Source organism: Aequorivita vitellina, assembly GCF_022008365.1.
In the GTDB taxonomy this organism is placed as follows: Bacteria; Bacteroidota; Bacteroidia; order Flavobacteriales; family Flavobacteriaceae; genus Aequorivita; species Aequorivita vitellina.
Map to the genome: position 1 here is coordinate 54,854 of NZ_JAIRBA010000016.1, position 19,706 is coordinate 74,559.

The window sequence follows — 19,706 nt, forward strand, 5'->3', positions numbered from 1 at the left end:
TTATTGTTTTTATTTAGAATCCCAGAGACTTTAAAAACCTTTGGGGTCTTAAAGACTTGTTAGGTTACTGTTTCAGTTAATGATAAATATTCCTTTAAAATTTCCCTTTCATACCTTTTAAAGAACTCGGGGTCAAAATTGGCTTGTTTTAGACTTTTAACTACATAATCGAGACTTCTTTTTTCATTCAGCCAATTATCAAAAACTTCCTGTTTCATTCGTATTCCGAAAGTGTTTATTCCTAAAAATTCGTTGTTGTCTTTATTATATGAAATGGTGATGCAACGCAAATCGCTTTCGCATTTCCAATGAAATTGTGCTTCGTAATCCTTTCGTCTTTCTGCTGAAAAAACCCAGCCGTACGTTTGGTATTCAATATCAAAAAACTTGGCGCTGTTAAACCAGTTGCCGGGTTTATATTCAAATGGATTGCCGCAAATTGTTTGCGCAAGCGCTTCACCCATCATACGGCCGGTGTACCACACAGCTTCAATTGGCGGTCGGTTACTGATGGGTTCGCGTTGCTGGGCGCAATCGCCAATGGCATACACGTCTTCAATATTTGTTTCTAGTTTTCGGTTGACCAAAATGCCTCTGTCTGTTTCAATTTTTGAATTTTTCAGAAATGAAATATTCGGTTTTACGCCAGTGGTTATTCCCACGACACTACACGGAATTTCTTCGCCATTTTTGGTGATAACCGATTTTACGTTTCCGTCTCTATCGCCTATAATTTTATCGAGCTCTTCATTATGCCGAAGATCCACTCCGTGCGAAACAATATGCCGCGAAATCATTTTGGCATCCTGTTTTGGAAGTACGTTGGCCCAAAAACCATCTTCGCGGACGAGCATAGTTACTTCAATCTTTCGAGTGCGGAGCATTTCGGCCATTTCAACACCAATTAATCCGCCGCCAATTATTACTGCACGCGGACATACGTTGTTATTAGGTGCATTTTTTTCGAGTTTTTCCAAATCTTGTTTTGAAATCAAACCTTGAACTCCGTTGAGCTCCAAGCCTTCCCAGCCAAATGTATTTGTTACCGAACCAGTTGCGATTATGAGTTTGCTGTAAGTTAACGAACCACCTTTTTTAAAATGAAGGGTTTTGTTATTTGTATCGACGGTTTCAACATAGGCGTTTATAAGTTCCAATCGGTTTTTTTTCCAGAACCACGATTCGTATGGTTCAATATCACGCCAACGCATATGGCCCATATACACGTACATTAGCGCGGTGCGAGAAAAAAAATGATCGGTTTCGGCAGAAATTATGGTTATCTTTTTATCGGAAAGTTTACGAATGTGTCGCGCGGCGGTTATACCAGCAATTCCGTTGCCTATAATGACGATGTGTTCCATAATTATGCAGTTGTCGTTTTCTTCAGTCGTTTATAAATTTACGCAATTACAAGGGGAGCAGATTTAAAACCGTTCTAAATATTCTTATAATTTTTGATATAAAGTCTTAAATTCAACCCTCATAAAATTTGAAATGACAAAACGCTATACTTTTCTTGCCTGTATTTTAATTTTTTCCCTACTCAGTAGTTGTGCACAAAAGAAGGAATCGCCCAAAATGAACGTGCAGAAAGTGAAGGGAATTTCAAAAATAAACGGTGTTAGCCTTGTTGCTTCCAGAGACACACTTTTTCAGCAAAATGTAGAACCTTTAAATGAATTGGGAGCAAATTACGTCGCAATTATGCCCTTCGGTTTTATAAAAAATCTAGGGCATCCCGAAATATTTTACAATCAGCCACGCCAATGGTTTGGTGAGTCGGTGCAGGGTGTGGCGCAATATGTTAAATTGCTTCACGAAAACGAAATAAATATTATGTTGAAGCCTCAAATCTGGGTTTCGCGGGGCGAATTTACTGGTTTGGTTGAAATGGCCTCGGAAGAAGAATGGCTTCAACTTGAAGAAACGTATCGCAATTTTATTATGGATTTTGCGAATGTTGCCGAAGCAGAAAATGTTGCTATTTTCTGCATTGGCACCGAGTTGGAAAAATTTATTGAACACCGTCCCGAGTATTGGCGAACCTTGATTAATGAAGTGAAAAATGTTTATAAAGGAAAGCTAACCTATGCCGCCAATTGGGACGAATACAAGCGTGTTCCTTTTTGGGATGCGCTGGATTTTATAGGCGTAGATGCCTATTTCCCGGTTTCTGAAAGTAAAACCCCAACAATTGATGAAGTGAAAATGGGGTGGGAGCGATGGAAAACAGAATTGAAAGCTATTTCAGAAAAGGAAAACAAGAAAATTCTCTTTGCAGAATACGGGTATCGGAGCGTGGATTTTAGTGGGAAAGAACCGTGGAAGAGCGATCGGGAAATGAATGCGATAAACTTAGAGGCGCAATCCAATTCATTAGACGGATTATACCAAACTTTGTGGAACGAAGAGTGGTTTGCTGGCGGATTTCTTTGGAAGTGGTTTATCGTGCACGAAAGGGCTGGTGGCGAAGTTGACACGCAGTTTTCACCACAAAATAAACCGGCGCAGACCGTAATTGCGAAATATTATTCAGCTAACAAATATTAATTTTACAGGAATTTATCTGTTTTTTTTCATTTCTTCCAAATAATCCTTGGCGATAGCTGTTTTTTGGGTTTCGGTAAAAACCTTTCCTGCTAATTGAAAAAAGCTGTGCTCCTCATCGTCCAAATGGTGCTCTACCTTTTCACACAATTGTTTTGCATACACAAGCCAAGCGGGCGAATCCATATCGGTTTCGTCTATTTTCTCTATTAATTCGTCCATTTCATGATGTTCTGCAATGCCGTGTCGGGCGTGCTCCTGCATCATATCATTATGAATTAGTGGCGAATAAAAGGTGCGTTCTTCGGCGTCTGCGTGTATTTGCAGTTCGTGCTTTAGTTTTTCCCACATTTCTTTCCTCCCTTTTGAATCGCCAGAAGTGGATGTTACTAATCTGCACAGTTCGCGTTGCTTGTCGTGATCTTTTCTAATTGCTTCAAAAATGTTCATAGCCGTGTTTTTAATATTAGTAATTCAAATTTCCTAAAAAACTTTGAAAGAAGCAGAATTTAATTAAAAATGAATATGAATTTTAACTCTTTTCGTTTTAATTATTTGTTGCGGAGCACTAAGCCGAATGATTTGAAACATCGGACTTTATATTCTTTAAATAATACTTATGAAGTTCTTCGGCCTTTGCACCAAACCTTTGTTTTGCGTGAATAGCCCAGAAGTGATATTGTAAATTCCAGACACCTTTCTGCCTATAAAGTCGGGCAGAAGTGGTGAGGTTTTTTGGAATAACTACAAACTTTTTTCGTTTGTAAAGTTCGCTAATTAAGATGTTGTCTTCGTAAATAATATATTCTTCATTAAAGCCATCAATGGCGTTAAAAAGCTGTTTTGTAATAAACTGGCTTTGATCTCCGCCGCGGCAACCCTGCCACGTAAACCGTGTAAACCAACTTGCAAGCTGAAGCCACCAATGGTCGCTATCAAACTTTAAGCGGAAACAACCTGCGGGGTTTCCTTTGTTTACTTCGAAAATAATGTATTTGTCAAATTTTTTAGGGGGAAAAGAATCGGCGTGTAAAAAATAGAGTATTTCGCTTGAAGCATGGCGCGCACCGGTGTTCATTTGCTTTGCACGACCTTTTTCTGAAGAAATTAATTGAATGGAATAAATGTTTCGAGGCGTGGCGGTTTTCTTTATAAATGCGGTGATTTTGGCTTGCGTACCATCGGTGCTACCGCCATCTACTAAAATTATTTCGGCACGGTATTTCCCTGAAAGTTTTTCTGGAAGTTTTTGAAGCAATCTGTCTATTATTTCGGCTTCATTTAAAACTGGAATGATGATGGATAGCATTTTACTGTATAATTTTAAATTTGGGGAATTTTTCGGTTTATCAAATTATACCGATTATTAAGGCATTACTAACTTGCAAAGTTACTGCGTATTTTGATGACAACCTTGAAATATTATTTCTGTTCGTTTAAGTTCCAATCGTAGTTTTTATAGGTTATAGTTGCGTTGGCATCTATTTTCGTCTTTGAATACTGGTTAATGTAGCCAATAACATTCTGCTTTCCATTAACGGTAAAATCCTTTTGGTACCAATCAAAAATTGACGACAGTTTTGGGTTGCTGGCAGAAATATCGTTTTCGGCACTATTGATAAAAGATTTGGTTACGCGGTCTAACTGTTCGTTAATTTTAGCTGCAGTATAGGCTTCGTTTAAAAGTTTTGGACAGGAAATTGAAGCACAATTTATGGCGAAGTGAATTCGCGGCTCGTTCATTTTCCGAAGTATTCCGTTTTCAATTCCACCAAGCGAGAGCATTTTATCGCCCACTGCAACGCGTCCTTTGGTCCAAGGCCCGTCAATATCTTTAATACTTTTTACCGGATAATTTTCAATAATTAGTTTTACAGTCGCCGCATTGTATATATTTATGTAGTAGGCGAGCAATTCCTGTACGCTCCAGTCGTTGCTAGGGTTTTGTTGCGAAAGCATTTTTAAATATGCGTCTAATTGAGAAATGTCGTTTTTAAAGCCTTTGTAATCTACTAAGCCTTGGGTGTTTACATGCTTTTTCAGAAGTTTGTCCCATTGGGAATGATCTACATTTACTGCTGAATTTGCCGTAGTTGAAGTTAGTTCTTGCCCCACTTCTTTCGTTGGCTGCCCTTGGCTACTGAAGCCTGCAGCCGAAATAAGGTTGCAACTTTGTAAAGAAAATACAATAAAAAGTATAGCGGCAAGATTGAACACGGTTTTCATTTTGTTTGATTTTATATTTCTGAAATACTTACGAAATTTTTCGCTCTTTGGTTTTTACGGGATAAAGCGTCTGCCGTACAAAATCGTCTGGAAATTTTTCGTCGCCATCAAAGCCCAGCTCAATATCTCTACCATCGTGCGGAATGTGATTGGTTTTGAAAAGATAGTCCCAAACGCTCAAACTTATTCCGAAATTAACACCGTATTGTGCGTGTTTTGGTAAAACTTTAGCGTGATGCCAAATGTGCATTTTAGGGTTGTTGAAGAAATATTTTAAAAAACCATAATCCCAACCCAAATTGGCGTGATTTAAATGGCCAATTGCAAGCGCTGAAAAGTGAACGATTGCTACAGATTCTACATTAAAACCTCCAATAATTGCTAGCGGGATGTATAGAATGGATTTGTAAACAATGGGTTCCATCCAGTGATATCGCAGGTGAGCGGCGAATCCCATTTCTTTAACCGAGTGATGCAGCTTGTGAAAATTCCAAAGAAATGGAGAGTAATGCAATAGCCGGTGGGTGTTCCATTGCACGAAATCTGTGATTAAAAAGAATATTAAAAGTCCGAGGCCAAACGGAAGTGCATCTAAATCTAAAAGCTGAAAATTTGCAAGCTTCAATCCTAATAAAGACAGCACGTCATTAAACAATTCGGCGGTTGCATTTGAGAGAAAAATAAGCACGATTAAGTTCAACAGGAAAAAGTTGAAAAACATATAAAAGGTGTCCAACCAAAAATCTTTTCTGAATACTTTTTGGTCCTTTCGCCAAGGGAATAATAATTCCAAACCCCAAACTATTAATGAAACCAATATTAATCCGTAGAAATAATTTTCCCAATGGAAGTATGTAATTTCCTTCCACAGATAGTTGAAGTAGCCGTGGTATGAATTTTTGAATATTTCGAAATATTTCTCCAAGGTTCTTTTGGTCGCAATAATGTGGAATTGATTACAACTGCTTAATCAACTCTGAAAACAAAGTAATCATGTCTGGTTCTGCTTTGGCGGCCATTGCAATTATTTCTTCAATATTTACAGGTTGCAGATTGTCTGGATTGCATTCATCGGTTAATATTGAAACGGCCAAAACTGGCAACCCTAAATGGTTGGCAACAATAACCTCGGGCACGGTGCTCATTCCCACGGCATCGGAGCCAATAATTTTCAGGTATCTGTATTCGGCACGGGTTTCCAGTTGTGGACCCACGACGCTGGCGTAAACACCTTTGTGTAGTTTTATGTTATTTTCGGAAGCAATTTGCTCCAGTTTTCGGTTCATTTCAGGATTATATGGCGCGCTCATATCTACAAAACGTTCGCCCATTTTCTCCACGCCACGGAAGGCGAGGGGAGAATTGCCCTGCAGATTAATGTGGTCGTCAATTAGCATGATTTCACCTTTTTTGAAATTGAGGTTTATCGCTCCGGAAGCATTGCTAACCAACAAATGTTTTATTCCCAAAAGATGCATTACGCGAACGGGGAAGGTAACGTCTGTAAGCGAATAGCCTTCATAAATGTGAAAACGACCTTGCATAAGTATTACCTTTTTGCCTTCGAGCGTGCCGTAAATTAATTTTCCTTTGTGAAATTCTACAGTTGCGGTTGGGAAGTTTGGGATGTGATTGTAACTTACTTCGGCTTCAATTGCAACGTTTTCAATAATTCTCCCTAGGCCAGTGCCGAGAATAATCCCTACTTCAGGTTTTTCAAACCCTCTTTGCTGCAGGTATGCTACCGCTTCTTCAATGTATTTTATAGATGTCATATTTATAAAAAGTTTTTGTCTAAATACGGAGGTAAAAACTGCTGAAAAGCATCAACCTCTTTAATATCTTGGTAATAATCAATGTCGTTTCGCTCTTCCAGTAACACGTATTTTTTTGTGCGTAGATCGTTGAGCGTGTCGTCTAAAACGGTATTTGTACCCCAGTTTTTATTTTTAAATATTTTGGAATCCAGCTCCTTCATGCCCAATAAATAATAGCCCCCATCTTTGGCTGGGCCAATTACCAATTGGTTTGACTGTAAAGCATCGAAAGCATTTTCAATGTCTTTTTGATTTATTTCGAAAATATCGCTTCCTACAATTAGTACACTTTCGTAACCCATGTCAAATAATTCAGAAAACGCATTATTCATTTTTTCGCCTAAATTTTCTCCAGATTGCAGTTTTTTTCTGAAAATATCTGGATTCCAAATATCATCGCGATGGATGTTTTCAGAATAAAACACGTATTTATCTACGTTTAAATTTTTAGTAATTTCAACGGTGTGCTTTAAAAGAAATTTATAGATTTCCAAGGCACTTTCATCGCCCACTGATTTTGCGAGCCGGGTTTTTACTTTGCCCAATTCTGGGTTACGAGTAAAAATAATTAGCGCTTTTTTTGAGGTTGGGAAGTAAAAATCGCGAGCCATTTCGTTGTCGCTACTTGTTTTTTTTGAAGTTAGTAATGCCATTTTTAAGTATGCTATTTTCAGGGAGATTCAAAATTTAATAAACAGGATTCCCCGCATTCAAATATGAGCTCCAATGTTTGGAAAAAACGTGTATGTTTTCAGTGTTTTTTCCTGCTGAATCGACGACGGGATACCCTTTGTATTTCCATTCAAAGATACCGCCGTAGAGGTTTTTTACATTGGTAAACCCAATTTTTTTTAGTTTTTCGCCAATTTTTTCGGAACGGATTCCTACCGAACAATATACTACTATAGGAATATTTTTATTCAGTTTTTGAAGTTGTTTTTCCTCAGAATGGAAATCGTTATAACCCACGTTTAATGCAGTTTTTATATGGCTCACTGCAAATTCATCTGGCTCCCGTGCATCTAATATAATAACAGTATCGTTCAATTGAAACATGCGCAGTTCTTGCACAGAAATGTACGGGATACTGTAGGAATTGTAAGCTTGGAGCAATTGGTCTAAATTTTTTTGTGCAAAGCTGTTTTCTGCAAATAAAAAAAGGAGCAATAAAATTGACAAATGTTTCATTTTGGGTAAATTTTATATCCAATCACGATGTTGAGACCGCACCTTGGCAACTGCTACCCGCTCCTGCTGTGCACCCGTAGCAATGCTGGCTAATTATTATTTTTCGATTGTTTAAAATTTCTTCGTTGTATTCTGAAACGTGCTGAATTTTGCTCGCAACCTTCAATTCCAGCATTTGGTTAAAGTCGCAGTCGTACAGATAGCCATCCCAACTAATTGAAATGGTATTTCGGCACATTACATTTTTTACGGCTGCCGGATTGTACGCTTCTACTAGCGAATACATATAATCTTCATAGTTTTCTGAAACAATTAAATAATCTAAAAACCGTGAAATAGGCAGATTTGTAATGGCAAAAAGACTGTGAAAATGTATGCCAAAATCTTCGAGCAATGCTTTTTTGAAATCTTTTTCCATGCTGGCTTGATCCCCGGGCAAAAAGGCTCCGCTGGGGTTATAAACCAAATCTAAACGCAGGTTGCTATTTGGCATTCCGTAGCCAACGGCATTTAATTCTTGCAATGCTTTAATAGATTGATCAAAAACGCCCTCGCCCCTTTGTTTATCGGTCTTTCCACGTGTCCAGTGTGGCATGCTGCTCACCACGTGCACGTTGTGTTTTTTGAAGAATTGAGGTAAATCGTAATATTTTTTGTTGGCGCGAATAATTGTTAAATTACTTCGAACAATAAAATCCTGAATTCCCGCCTTGCTTGCTTCTTCAACAAACCAGCGGAAATCTGGGTTCATTTCGGGGGCACCGCCTGTAAGATCTAAAGTGTGGGCACCTGTGTTTTTAATTATTTCCAAGCACTGTAGCATGGTTTCGCGCGTCATTATTTCTTTTCTGTCTGGGCCGGCGTCTACGTGGCAATGTTCGCAAACTTGGTTGCACATATAACCCACGTTAATTTGAAGAATTTCCAGTTTATTGGGACGTAACGGAAATTGATTTGTCTCCTCTATTTTTTCTGAAAAAGTAGGTAGCTCGCCATTGGCAAAGATGCCGTTAGAAAGTTTTTCGAGTTGTTTGTTTGCCATTGCGAACTCGCTATCGCGTTTATGAAGGGATTGTTGTTTTTTCTTTTTTTCTTTCAGCATATTCTTTTTAAATTTTTCTTTTGAAATTTTTCGAATTTTGAAAATTTCAAAAGTGGTATGTAGTAGCAGCACAAGTGTTGTGTCTCTACATTTCCAATTTGTTCACCTTGTTCATCATCATAACGCCGTGGACTAAAGTGGCGCCACTTTTAATGGCTGCTCCCACGTGTACGGCCTCCATCATTTCTTCTTTTGTAATGCCGCGCTGAAGCCCATCTTGCGAGTAGGCGTCAATACAGTACGGGCACATTTCGGTGTGTGCAACCGCCAGAGCGATAAGCGATTTTTCACGAGCACTAAGGGCACCTTCTTCAAATACTTTTCCGTAGTATTCAAAAAATTTATCGCCGAGTTCCTTGCTCCATTCTGAGATTTTGCCAAATTTTTTAAGGTCCGAGGGATCGTAATAGTTGTTTGCTGCCATATTGTAGTTTAAGTGTAGTTACGCATTTTGTGAATCTTTGGTTTTGCGATATACGTAAATATAGGCAAGTAGTCTATTAAAATACGGGTTGCTTACGAAAGTTTAACAAATTAATCAAAAGAATAAACAAAGCCGCTTGATAAATTGTACTGTGAATTAGGAATGCCCACCGCTGGCGTTTCATCGTAGATAAAAGTATAACTGGTTTTAAAGGCGAAGTTTTTAAATAGATCTATTAGTAGTGAAGTTTGATTGGAAACCCGATAATCGCCAAAATCTTTTAACTTGGGTTGGTAATATGTTGTGCTAATTAAACTAATGTTTTCCGTTGGATATAAACTGAAAGAGAGGTAGGAAGTGCTTCTAAAATCTCTTTGAATAGGGGTGCTTCCATCGTTCAGTTCTTCAACTTCGTACATTATTTGTGAACCAAAATAGAGCTTATAATTTTCTGAAGTTGTTAATTTAAATCGCGGCCCCATGCCTACAAGTCCTCTAAAATCTATTTTTGAAACCTTGTTGTACTGTGCTTGTGCAAATACTTCCCAAGCTATACGTGGGCGAATTTTATAATTGTATCTAATATGCGTTATGCCTGCGTTCTCAAATTTATTGCCTTCAATGTTTTTAAGTTCAATGTCGTTTTTAAGTAAAACCAAATGTTTTTCCATTTTGTACTGCACGTGTGTACTGCTACTAAAAGCAAAATAATCGTTCACATCGCGTTTTAAGGAAAAGCCAAGACTGATGGAGCCCGAAAAACCAGAGGTGTCTGTTACCTTCCGAAGTGACTCGGCATTGAGAATTTGTGATTTTGCAGTAAGTGAAAAACAGATAATTAATAGCGCAACAAAATATTTCATTTTAATTTTCAATAATAGGTTACAGCCTTTAAAAATACTGAAAAGGTTTAAATAAGAAGCATTTATTGATTGTCCAGATATTCTTTTAAAACTATGGCTTGATTGTGTGCTTCATCCTTTGCGCCAAAGAGCAGGGTAAGGCGTTTGTCCTTTGCTTTGTCTAGCAATTGTTGCACTAAATTTGAATGCTTTTCTAATTCTTTTTTGTACTTTTTTGAAAATTCTTCAAACCGTTCTTCTTTGTGGTCAAACCATTTCCGGAGTTTTTCAGAAGGGGCTATTTCCTTCATCCATTCATTGAGTTTTGCATCTTCCTTACTCACGCCGCGTGGCCAGACACGATCTACTAAAACTCTTGTGCCATCACGGTTTGCAGCTTTTTCGTAAATGCGTTTTGTTTGTATGTCCATGTTTTTTAAAATTCCAAACTATCATTCCCCCCAAGTGGCAATTTCCTCGGCAGACCATAATTTCGGAAAAAACTTGCGTTGTTGGTATTTTGGGTGCAGGTATTTTTGCCAGTCTGATCCGCCTGTTGCCGCTTTGGTTTCACCTTTGCTGTTTAAATAATGATTTGCCGTGTCTAAATGAACAATTGGCCAAGCAACATTGTAAAAATGATCGAATTGTTTTAGTTTATCTTTTAATTCTTCGGAAGGATTTGGCATTTGTGCTATGCGCTCTTCAAGGGTTTTGCCTTTTATTTTAATTGCTAAAGCTTTAAAATCTGCTTCGTATTTTTCAATAAACTGGCGAAGGGTTAGCGTCATTTTTCCAGTTTTTCTGTTATATCCAGCATCTTTCCAGTACATGTTTTCAAAATAATCATCGATAGTTGGATTTTTGGGCAATCGTTCTTTTCCGTGATTATTTACTAAATTCTCTAATTTGGTGCAGTAAAGTTCTAAAATGCGAAATTGAGCACTTTGGAAACCGCTTGCTGGGGTTAGCGTTGCGCGGAAGGTGTTATAATCGTCATAACTCATGCCGTCTTTCATAATATCGAAAGAGGTTATTAGCATTCTCGTATAGCGCTTTAACCGATCAAGTTTTGTAATCCACGTATTTTCTGATAGATTTTCGCCTTCGGAAAGTTGTTTTATTTCGTGAATCATCATCTTTAAAGTGAGTTCTGTAACTTGATGGTACATTACAAAAATTTCTTCATCTTTAAAATCTGTACGTGTTTTTTGAAGTGAAAGAAGGGTGTCTACTTGAATATAATCCCAGTAATTAATAGGTTTTGCTTGTAATAGACCTTTTAAATACGTTTGGGGGTTTTCGCCTAAATCGTGATATTTTTTTTCTAGTGCGGCTATAATTTCTGAATTGTCCATTCTATTTTGTTTGATAAATAATTTCTTAAAAATAAAGGATATTTTTGATTCTTGGAAGTATTCCCACTTCAGTTTTAAATAAAAAGCCCTGTTACAAAATATGCAACAGGGCTTAACTAGTTTAAGTATGTACTATTAGTAAAAAGTAGCGCGATTATCTTCTATCTCGGCTTTCTTTCTAAGCGCATTAAAAACGGCGCTTTGAGATGCCGGAGCTGCTTTACTACTTAATTGATTTGCGTAATTTACGTACGAATCTAATTTTGGTGCTGGGTTGAACGCAGTAGTTTTCACTACATAAACTCCAGTATTTCCATTAATTAAGCCAGTCGTTTCGCCTGGTTTTGTTCCAAAAGCAGTTCCTACAACTTTTGGCTCGTTATTAGCTCCAATTACAGGATTTGCCATAGTAATACCAGTGGCTGTTTGAACGCTTACATTTTGACTTTTTGCAATATCTTCGATTGTTGTTGCTGTAATGGATTCGCGAATTTTCTGAGCTTTTTTCTCCTTTAATAGAATAGGTTTTACCGTGGCGGTAGCTTGCGAAACACTCATTAAGCCTTTGTCGTTTTTACGGGTAAGTTGTGCAATAACGTATCCCTCGGGAACGCTAAAACGTTTGTAGTCTCCAACTTTGGTATCCGCTTCAAAAGCCCAATTTACAAGGCTTCGGTTGGCTCCAATACCAGGAATATTGGCTTCCATTTTACCAAGATTATTAACTGGTTTAACCTCTAAGTTTTGAGCTTTTGCAAGTTCAGAGAAATCGCCGTCTTTTAAGGCTACTTCAAATTTGGTGGCATTAGAAAACACATCGTTAATGGTGTTATCAGATGGTTCAACTGCTTTTACAACTGTCGCAAGTTTAATAGCTTTTTTAGGTTCAGATTGTTCTCCTACTTCTACGATATGGAAACCGAAGTCTGTTTCTACTAACCCAATAGTTCCCGTAGGGTTGTTGAAGATAAACTTATCAAACGGTGGCACCATTCTGCCGGGTGTCGAGCTTCCTAAATCGCCTCCATTCTGGCTTGAACCGTCGTCTGAAAGTTCGTTTGCGAGCTCTGCGAATTTAGATTTGTCTTTTTTTACAACGCTTAAAATACTATCGGCCAATTTTTTGGCTTCTTCTTTAGTGCGTGTAATTGTCTCTGGAGCGCGTTGTGTGCCAACGTAGCGAATTAAAATATGCTTTGACGCTGCAGAATCGGGCATTTTTTTGGTTTCCAAAACTTTTGAAAGATAGAAGGAATTGTCAACTTTAAACGGGCCATAAATGTCGCCTTCGTTTAAATTGATTAGCGTGTCTGCAACAGATTGTGGCAATTCGTTTTTAAACATCCACCGATCAAAGTATGGCACATCTGAATTTGCATTTACAAATTCTTCGTAATTTTTTGTATTTCTGAAACCGAGAATGGTGTCGTTTTCTTTCGTATTTTGATTGTATTCGGCTTTATTGTTGAGCAAGGCGGCAACCTGTGTTTTCGCTTCTAAGATGTCTTCTTCTGAAGGCTCCTCTGAAAACATTACGTACTGAATGTCTGCTTGTGCTTCCACCTCGTACTCTTTGGGATGAGCTGCAACGTATTTTTTTATTTCGTCGTCTGTAACTTTTACTTCCTCGTCGGCAATTTTGCTATATGGAATCATCGCATAATTGATGTTCAAATTGTCGTTTTGGAAGTGATATTCTTGTTCGCCTTCTGCAACTGTACTTCTTAAACCACCTTTTATCATATTGTAATACGTGCGCTGAAGAATACCGTTTTCGGTGCTTTGCTCAAAATCTAACCACTGTTGGTACATCCCGGGCGAAGAAGCTTTGATACTGGCAATGTATTCTTGAATTTTACCATCGTCTACTTGACCGGCTTCATTTAGAAATGTTTGGTTGTTAGCCAATGAAGTTTTTAGTGCATCGTCTAATTGTGCCTTTTCAACTGAAAGGCCTACTTTCTCGTACTGTTCTTCCAGAATAACACGGCGCAGCTCTCTTTCCCAAACCATATTGACGGCTTGCGATGCGTTTGCATTTGGTCCCATATTACGCTGGGTATTTTCTACCTCCTGCATAAAACTTTGTCGGGAAATATCTGTGCCATTAACGGTGGCAATTGTATCCTGAACTTTTGTGCCGCCGCCTTTGGTTAAAACATCGCTTAAAATAAAGGCGAAAAGCGCCAATGCAATAATAAGGATAAGAAATATCCCTCTTTTTCTAATACTGTTTAAGATTGCCATTTGATTAAAATAATTTATATGTCTTCATTTTCAATCTTCCGAATATGAAGGGGTTGGTTGTTAATTCCTTTAAATTCTTGAATTTAATAGATATTAAAGGATGTGTTTTTTTTCGGTTAATTAGGGGGCGAAAATACCATTTTCCTATCATTAATAAAAAAGTATATTGAAAAAAGTGTGGAATAATTCAAAATCTAATCGTCCGTGTTGTCTTTTACTTCTACCAGTTCAATTTTAGTGCTAGAAACTTCAAGAATGGTAAAGATATAATCGTCAATTTCAACAGTTTCGCCTTTGTCGGGAATTTCTTCTGTGTAGTTTACAATTAACCCGCCCAAGGTCTCGTAGTTTTCGCTCTCTTCTAAGCTTAAATCGTAGTTTTCGTTAAGGTAATCTACTTCTAATCGCGCCGAAAATTTATAATGTCCAACTCCTAATTCTTCTTCAATAAGAGCCACGCTGTCGTGTTCATCTTCAATATCGCCAAAAAGTTCTTCAATTATATCTTCAACTGTAATTATACCACTGGTGCCGCCGTATTCATCAATAACCACGGCAATGCTTTTTCTTTTTTTGCTGAGGATGCCGAGCACGTCTTTTATAAGCATTGTTTCGGGCACAAATACCACTGGCATTAATACTTTTTTAATATTGGCGGGTTTTTTGAAAAGCTCAAAAGAATGAACATAACCCAAAATATCGTCTATATTATCGTTATAGATTAAAATTTTTGAGAGTCCCGTTTCAATAAAAATTTTTGAGAGTTCTTTGGGGGTTGTGTCTATATCGACAGCAACCACCTCTGTTCGAGGAATCATTGCTTCGCGCGATTTAACTTCGGAAAAATCTAATGCGTTTTGAAAAATTTGTATTTCCGAATCCATTTCGTCTTTGGTTTCGGCAATGTCCATCTGTTCCGAAATGTAATTGCCTAGCTCTAATTTGGTGAAGCTAAGTTGGACCGTATCGCCTTCCGACTTAAAAAGAAATTTAAGCACCAAGTCTGAAATATAAATTACAAACTCTGATATAAATGAAAACAGCACGTAAAAAAAGTACGCGGGTACGGCGAAGACTTTGACTAAACTATTGGCGTAAATTTGAAAAAATACTTTTGGTAGAAATTCGGCGGTCATTAATATAACTAAGGTGGAAATAACAGTTTGTACCAAAAGTCCGCCGAAGCCAGCTAAGGGGATGTATCTCATTAACAGATCGCCCATAAAAAAACCGTAAATAACCAGCGCAATATTATTGCCCACCAGCATTGTCGCAATAAATTTTGAAGGGCGTTTGGTTATTTTTTTTAGCACACCAGCTAAAAATGTATTTTGTTTCTTTTCAATTTCAATATGAATTTTGTTCGAAGAAACGTAAGCAATTTCCATCCCCGAAAAGAAGGCGGAGAGTATAAGCATTATTAAAATTATGAGGATGCTGTAATCCAACTTATGTGCTATTAACTATGAGTTGTTTTTTGATTGTAATTGCTAAGATTCGGACTTTAACTGGGTGTTATTTTTTATTTCTTTCTTCTATTTTCTTTCTAAAATTTCTTTTAAAGAAAAACATAAAAACTGCCAGTACAACAAAGAACAAAAATAAATAAGCTCTGTTAGGCTGGCTGTTCCAGTTTTGCACTGTTTCATAAGCGAAAAATGCCGCGATTATTAAATATGCGTATTCAAAAAAACGATATACTTTATTTACCATCTTTAGTTTTTGTTTTATCTACTAGTTGTACTCCTTGGTTTTTTCTGGATAGAAAGGTAGTAAAATCTTCACTGCTGTCAAACCCAACCGCGCCTTCATTATAGGAGCCATCCTTAAATTTTATTTGATAAGGCTTATCGGTAAAAACCCATTTATTTTTTTGATCCCAGTACAGCTGGTCAGATTTTAAGACTACGCTATCTGCGGTAATAACTACTACATTTTTGTGTAAATCTACCAATCCGGTTTCGTCAAACTGAATGGCATAATCTGCGGTTACAATATTTTTTTTACCTGCGTCGTCCCAAAATCGCACTTCAAGTCCGTTTGGAAATTCTTTATATGGAAACTCTAGATTTGAATAATCTAGCAGTTTATTTGCTAAAAGATTGGTTACTAATTTTCCCGAATCGGTGTATTTAAAATTAATGTTTTTTCCTTCAGCAATGGGTGCCCCGTCTGAGAGGCCTAATTTTTTTACATTTTGATAATTGCTTTCGCATGACGCAAAAAGCGTGATGGCCAATACCAAGGCCATCACGCTTTTAATCGTATTTATAGTGGTGTGCATCCTTATAAGTTAGGAACTTTTACGCTTCCACCAACCCAACAATTAAATTTAATTGTCTTTCCGGCCATACCTTCAGAAAAAATATCGCTCGGTTGTGGTGCGCGCCCTCTGTACGATGCAGCTGCAGCTTTTGCATTTCCTGCAACGGTTCCGTCAACACGGGCTGCTCTATCCATCATATCTGCAGCTAACCAGTACATTGCTCTTTTTTCAAAAACCGTGTTTCCACAATTGTTTGCGCTGTCTGCGTACATTGCGCCAATTTTATAGTATGCAATACCAGCAGAAGGTTTTACTTCAAGCATTTTGTTGTAATAATTTCTTGCTGTACCGTAGCTTCCTTTTTTGCGGAAGTTTTCTGCAATACTGTAATAAATTCTGTATTTTTTTGAATTGTCTGTTTCAAGATCTGCGGCTTGGTTAAAGTATTCTAATGCTTTAGAAGCTTTACCTTCAGATTCTGCTTGCTTTCCTAATAAATAAGCCGAAGTAGAACTAGGTTCCAATTCGTGAAGACGCACAGCTAATTTATTAGACAAAGGTGTTTCGCAGTCTTTAGAATCCAATCTGTTACTTGCAGATTTTAACCATTCTACATCATTCTTTTTCTCTTCGAAGTCTTTTTCATAAAATGGCACCAAATTTTCGCAATCTGCTAGTTGCCCCAATGTACCATTCACGCTACTTTCAACCGTGGCGTAAACCCCTAAGTTATTTTCGTAAACGTCTTTTGCACGTTTCTCCTTATCGGTAAGAGCGTTTCCTGCTTCCTCTTTATTCATTAAAATGGTGAATTTTGAGGCAAGGTTATTTTTTTCGGTGTCTATTTTATTAATTACAACATCGTAAAGATTGAATATTTCCTGAAGTGATTTTTCTCCATTGTTATATAATTCTACCGCTAATGAGAAGTAGGTATATAAGCTTTTTCCGCTAGTAAAATCCTCTGGATGTTTTGTAAAAGCTTCATCAAAGGCATTAAATTGCTCTGCTTTTGAGCCAATGTTGTAGTCGTATTTTATTTGAGCAATTGTTGAAAGTACGTCGCCTTCCTTGGTTTTCTCGGGGAAGTTTTGCAATCTCAACCTGTATGCCTGAATAAGATCTGTTACTTTACTTTTATCGCCTTTTTCTTCAACAAAATATTCAAACATTTTCACGCCATATTGGTAAATAGCAAGATTGTAATCTGGACATTCTTTTATTAGCTTTTCGTAATATGGAAGCGCAGCCTCGTAATTTTTTATTTTGGCGGGTTCAGTGAAGTACGATAATGAAATTGCACAATCATCAGGTGCTTGAGCAAAGGATGCTCCAGAAAAAGAAAGAAGCGCAATTGAGAATAATAAAAGGAATTTTGTTTTCATGGTATTTAAGTTATTGGTATTAATCATATAATCTTTTTTCGAACCAACGGTCATTTAACGAGAAGCTTAAAAATGTATTAAAGAAACTTTCTTGAATAAGGCCGAAATCTTTGGTTCCGCGTTTTCCGATTTCAAATCCTAAATTTACATTAGAGAATAACCGACCTACAGGTAGACCAACTCCAAAAGATATGCCAAACTCGTTAATGTCTTGTCCATTTACGTTTAAGCCGGTTTGCTCAAACCTTGCTCCGGCGCGGTAAACCACGCGCTGAAAGTAATTTCCGAATGAGTTATAATTTGGAATGTAATACCCTCCCAAACGAAATTTAGACGCATCTTGGTATGTAACATTTTCTATATCAAAGGACCGATTGGTAAAATTACTGGTTTTTTGGTTCGTATACTCAACGCCAAGCGCCCAATGTTTGGGTTTTCCAATTCCAGCACCAATACTAAACTGCGATGGAAAAGTAAATTTGGTGTCTGCCACCGAAATTTCTCTTTCATCCTCTGTAAAGATACCCACCGGTGTAATAGATACCGTGGCGATTCTTCTGTAATTTTCTGAAGTAAAATTGGTGCCAGGGGTATAGGTTACCGATCCCGTAAGTTCTAAAGTTTCAGTAATCATTTTTTTGTACATAGCGCCAAAATTAAAACTAAAACCTAATATGTCAGACCTGTTGAAGCTACGAGTACCTAATTCTACATCATTTTTTTGTGTAGTGGCCGTGTTTTCTATTTTTCCAAAGTTATAATTGGTGTCAACCCCAAGGCTTATTTCGGGAGTTAGTTGATAGCCTAACGATAGATACGCCCTATTTAATCCGCCGCTTCCAGTGTATTCGGTTCGGCCATCGGTTAAATCTGAATAAAAATTATAACCCACCGAAGTATACGGAATAAGGCCGAAACCCATTCCAAATTTTCCCATAGGAATTCCCATAGAAATATAATCTAAAGTAGTGGTAGAGGTGTTCTGACTATTAGTTTCGTTTTGCTGGGCTGAAACTTTATGACTTCCGCCGACTGAAAAATTAACCAGACGCAAACCTGCGTAAGAAGCCGGGTTTTGAAGGTTAACATGAATACTATCTGAAAAAATCCCTAACCCGCCCATAGATCTGCTCTCTACAGTTCCGCGAAATTTTAGGGTGCCAATACCATAATAAGAATATGGAGAAGTGGTTCCTTCTTGGGCCACAATTACACCTGAGACAAGTATAAATAAACCGACTACTATTTGTTTAAACATCAATGATTGTTATATTCTAAAATGTGGTTCAAACCCTCCATTAAAAAATTTGAGTTGGCAAAGATGTCATTTTTTATGGTATCACGCAAAAAATGTGCGTCTCCTCCTGTTAAAATAACTGTTAAATTCTCATAATTTTTTTTATAGGCTTCAATAAATCCATCCATTTCTAACAACACGCCGTTTATTACCCCTGAATGTATGGAGCTCATTGTGCTGTTTCCTGTTAATAATCTTAAGTTAGTTGCTTCCAATAACGGTAATTTTGCCGTGAACGTATGTAGCGATTTATAGCGCATTGTAATTCCGGGCGAAATAGCTCCTCCTAAATACTCGTTCTTAGCATTTAAAAAATCGTAGGTTATGCAAGTTCCCGTATCAATCACCAAAACGTTTTTATTTGGGTACTTATGCGCCGCAGCACTAACCAATGCAATGCGGTCTATGCCTAAACTTTGTGGTGTTGCATAACAATTTTTAAAAGGAACCCTAGTTTCGTGATTTAAAATTAAGACATCGTAAAAACTACGCAGTTTTAAAAGTTGATGCTCTGACAGATTAGAAACCGATGAAACAATACAATTATTTATTTCTGAAAAATTTCCTGAAATTTCTGTAAGAGTAGTTAAAAAATCCGATTTAATACATGTTTTTTTATGTTTAAGAGTTTTAGAATCAAACACTCCAAGTTTTACCAGTGTATTTCCTACGTCAATTACAAGGTTCATTTTTTTAAATAAGGCTATAAAAATACAACTCCCCTAATGAAGTAATTGTTAAGGCTCTATTAAATTGATGGCATTATTCTCTTTATTTTTTTAAATAATGTTTTGCAAAAACGAAAATAGCTTTATATTTGCCGTCTCAATAATGGTGCCTTAGCTCAGTTGGTAGAGCAATGGACTGAAAATCCATGTGTCCCTAGTTCGATTCTTGGAGGCACCACATAGAGGTCGTCTAAAAACTAATTAGGCGGCCTTTTATTTTATGCGCTACTTTTTAAGACCTTTCCCGGATTGGGTTATTGAGTTAATTGTTATTGG

The 19,706-nt window shown here is 37.4% G+C and carries 20 protein-coding genes and 1 tRNA gene; 2 read left to right on the top strand and 19 right to left on the bottom strand.

Annotation, left to right across the window (positions count from 1 at the left end; genetic code table 11):
• Positions 1–59 precede the first annotated feature (59 nt).
• The gene (locus tag K8089_RS09430) at positions 60–1,364 is read right to left on the bottom strand and encodes an NAD(P)/FAD-dependent oxidoreductase (protein WP_237603031.1); all 1,305 of its coding nucleotides are present in this window, start codon (positions 1,362–1,364) and stop codon (positions 60–62) included.
• A gap of 133 nt (positions 1,365–1,497) precedes the next feature.
• Between K8089_RS09430 and K8089_RS09435 the strand changes: the two genes are divergently transcribed.
• Positions 1,498–2,553 (top strand): glycoside hydrolase family 113, encoded by a 1,056-nt coding sequence (locus K8089_RS09435; protein WP_237603032.1) that lies wholly within the window; start codon positions 1,498–1,500, stop codon positions 2,551–2,553.
• A 12-nt stretch (positions 2,554–2,565) separates the two neighbouring features.
• Here the strand turns inward: K8089_RS09435 and K8089_RS09440 are convergent, their stop codons facing one another.
• The 18 genes from K8089_RS09440 to K8089_RS09530 form a co-directional block, all read right to left on the bottom strand.
• Positions 2,566–3,000, bottom strand: coding sequence for a hemerythrin domain-containing protein (locus tag K8089_RS09440; protein ID WP_237603033.1), 435 nt, complete (start codon positions 2,998–3,000; stop codon positions 2,566–2,568).
• Positions 3,001–3,118: 118 nt separating this feature from the next.
• Complete coding sequence (locus K8089_RS09445) at positions 3,119–3,859, bottom strand: TIGR04283 family arsenosugar biosynthesis glycosyltransferase (protein ID WP_237603034.1); 741 nt, start codon at positions 3,857–3,859, stop codon at positions 3,119–3,121.
• A 113-nt stretch (positions 3,860–3,972) separates the two neighbouring features.
• Entirely contained in the window at positions 3,973–4,776 is an 804-nt protein-coding gene (locus K8089_RS09450) for a DUF547 domain-containing protein (RefSeq protein WP_237603035.1), read from the bottom strand.
• Positions 4,777–4,804: 28 nt separating this feature from the next.
• A complete protein-coding gene (locus K8089_RS09455; protein ID WP_237603036.1) occupies positions 4,805–5,701 on the bottom strand; it encodes a sterol desaturase family protein in 897 nt (298 codons plus the stop codon).
• A gap of 31 nt (positions 5,702–5,732) precedes the next feature.
• Positions 5,733–6,551, bottom strand: coding sequence for a purine-nucleoside phosphorylase (locus tag K8089_RS09460; protein WP_237603037.1), 819 nt, complete (start codon positions 6,549–6,551; stop codon positions 5,733–5,735).
• A 2-nt stretch (positions 6,552–6,553) separates the two neighbouring features.
• Positions 6,554–7,246 (bottom strand): TIGR04282 family arsenosugar biosynthesis glycosyltransferase, encoded by a 693-nt coding sequence (locus tag K8089_RS09465; protein ID WP_237603038.1) that lies wholly within the window; start codon positions 7,244–7,246, stop codon positions 6,554–6,556.
• A 34-nt stretch (positions 7,247–7,280) separates the two neighbouring features.
• Positions 7,281–7,781, bottom strand: a complete 501-nt coding sequence (locus K8089_RS09470) for a rhodanese-like domain-containing protein (protein WP_237603039.1) — start codon at positions 7,779–7,781, stop codon at positions 7,281–7,283.
• Between the two features lie 22 nt (positions 7,782–7,803).
• Positions 7,804–8,883, bottom strand: a complete 1,080-nt coding sequence (gene arsS / locus K8089_RS09475; RefSeq protein ID WP_237603040.1) for an arsenosugar biosynthesis radical SAM (seleno)protein ArsS — start codon at positions 8,881–8,883, stop codon at positions 7,804–7,806.
• An 85-nt stretch (positions 8,884–8,968) separates the two neighbouring features.
• Positions 8,969–9,307: an arsenosugar biosynthesis-associated peroxidase-like protein gene (locus K8089_RS09480; RefSeq protein ID WP_237603041.1), complete on the bottom strand. Its 339-nt coding sequence runs from the start codon at positions 9,305–9,307 to the stop codon at positions 8,969–8,971.
• Between the two features lie 110 nt (positions 9,308–9,417).
• Positions 9,418–10,170: a DUF481 domain-containing protein gene (locus K8089_RS09485; RefSeq protein WP_237603042.1), complete on the bottom strand. Its 753-nt coding sequence runs from the start codon at positions 10,168–10,170 to the stop codon at positions 9,418–9,420.
• Between the two features lie 62 nt (positions 10,171–10,232).
• Positions 10,233–10,580 (bottom strand): DUF488 domain-containing protein, encoded by a 348-nt coding sequence (locus K8089_RS09490; RefSeq protein WP_237603043.1) that lies wholly within the window; start codon positions 10,578–10,580, stop codon positions 10,233–10,235.
• Positions 10,581–10,601: 21 nt separating this feature from the next.
• Positions 10,602–11,507, bottom strand: a complete 906-nt coding sequence (locus tag K8089_RS09495) for a tryptophan 2,3-dioxygenase family protein (RefSeq protein WP_237603044.1) — start codon at positions 11,505–11,507, stop codon at positions 10,602–10,604.
• A 135-nt stretch (positions 11,508–11,642) separates the two neighbouring features.
• Entirely contained in the window at positions 11,643–13,754 is a 2,112-nt protein-coding gene (locus tag K8089_RS09500; RefSeq protein ID WP_237603045.1) for a peptidylprolyl isomerase, read from the bottom strand.
• Between the two features lie 194 nt (positions 13,755–13,948).
• The gene (locus tag K8089_RS09505; protein WP_237603046.1) at positions 13,949–15,172 is read right to left on the bottom strand and encodes a hemolysin family protein; all 1,224 of its coding nucleotides are present in this window, start codon (positions 15,170–15,172) and stop codon (positions 13,949–13,951) included.
• A gap of 284 nt (positions 15,173–15,456) precedes the next feature.
• Positions 15,457–16,038, bottom strand: a complete 582-nt coding sequence (gene lptC / locus K8089_RS09515) for an LPS export ABC transporter periplasmic protein LptC (RefSeq protein WP_237603048.1) — start codon at positions 16,036–16,038, stop codon at positions 15,457–15,459.
• A 2-nt stretch (positions 16,039–16,040) separates the two neighbouring features.
• Positions 16,041–17,405 carry a tetratricopeptide repeat protein gene (locus tag K8089_RS09520; protein WP_237603049.1) on the bottom strand — a complete coding sequence of 455 codons (1,365 nt, stop codon included), beginning with the start codon at positions 17,403–17,405 and terminating at the stop codon, positions 16,041–16,043.
• 19 nt (positions 17,406–17,424) lie between these two features.
• Complete coding sequence (locus tag K8089_RS09525; RefSeq protein WP_237603050.1) at positions 17,425–18,663, bottom strand: hypothetical protein; 1,239 nt, start codon at positions 18,661–18,663, stop codon at positions 17,425–17,427.
• Positions 18,663–19,391, bottom strand: coding sequence for a type III pantothenate kinase (locus K8089_RS09530; RefSeq protein WP_237603051.1), 729 nt, complete (start codon positions 19,389–19,391; stop codon positions 18,663–18,665). Before K8089_RS09530 ends, K8089_RS09525 begins: the two co-directional genes overlap by 1 nt.
• Before the next feature lie 144 nt (positions 19,392–19,535).
• On the opposite strand from K8089_RS09530, the gene K8089_RS09535 reads away from it, so the two are divergent.
• Positions 19,536–19,608 (top strand) — tRNA-Phe (locus tag K8089_RS09535).
• Positions 19,609–19,706: the final 98 nt, after the last annotated feature.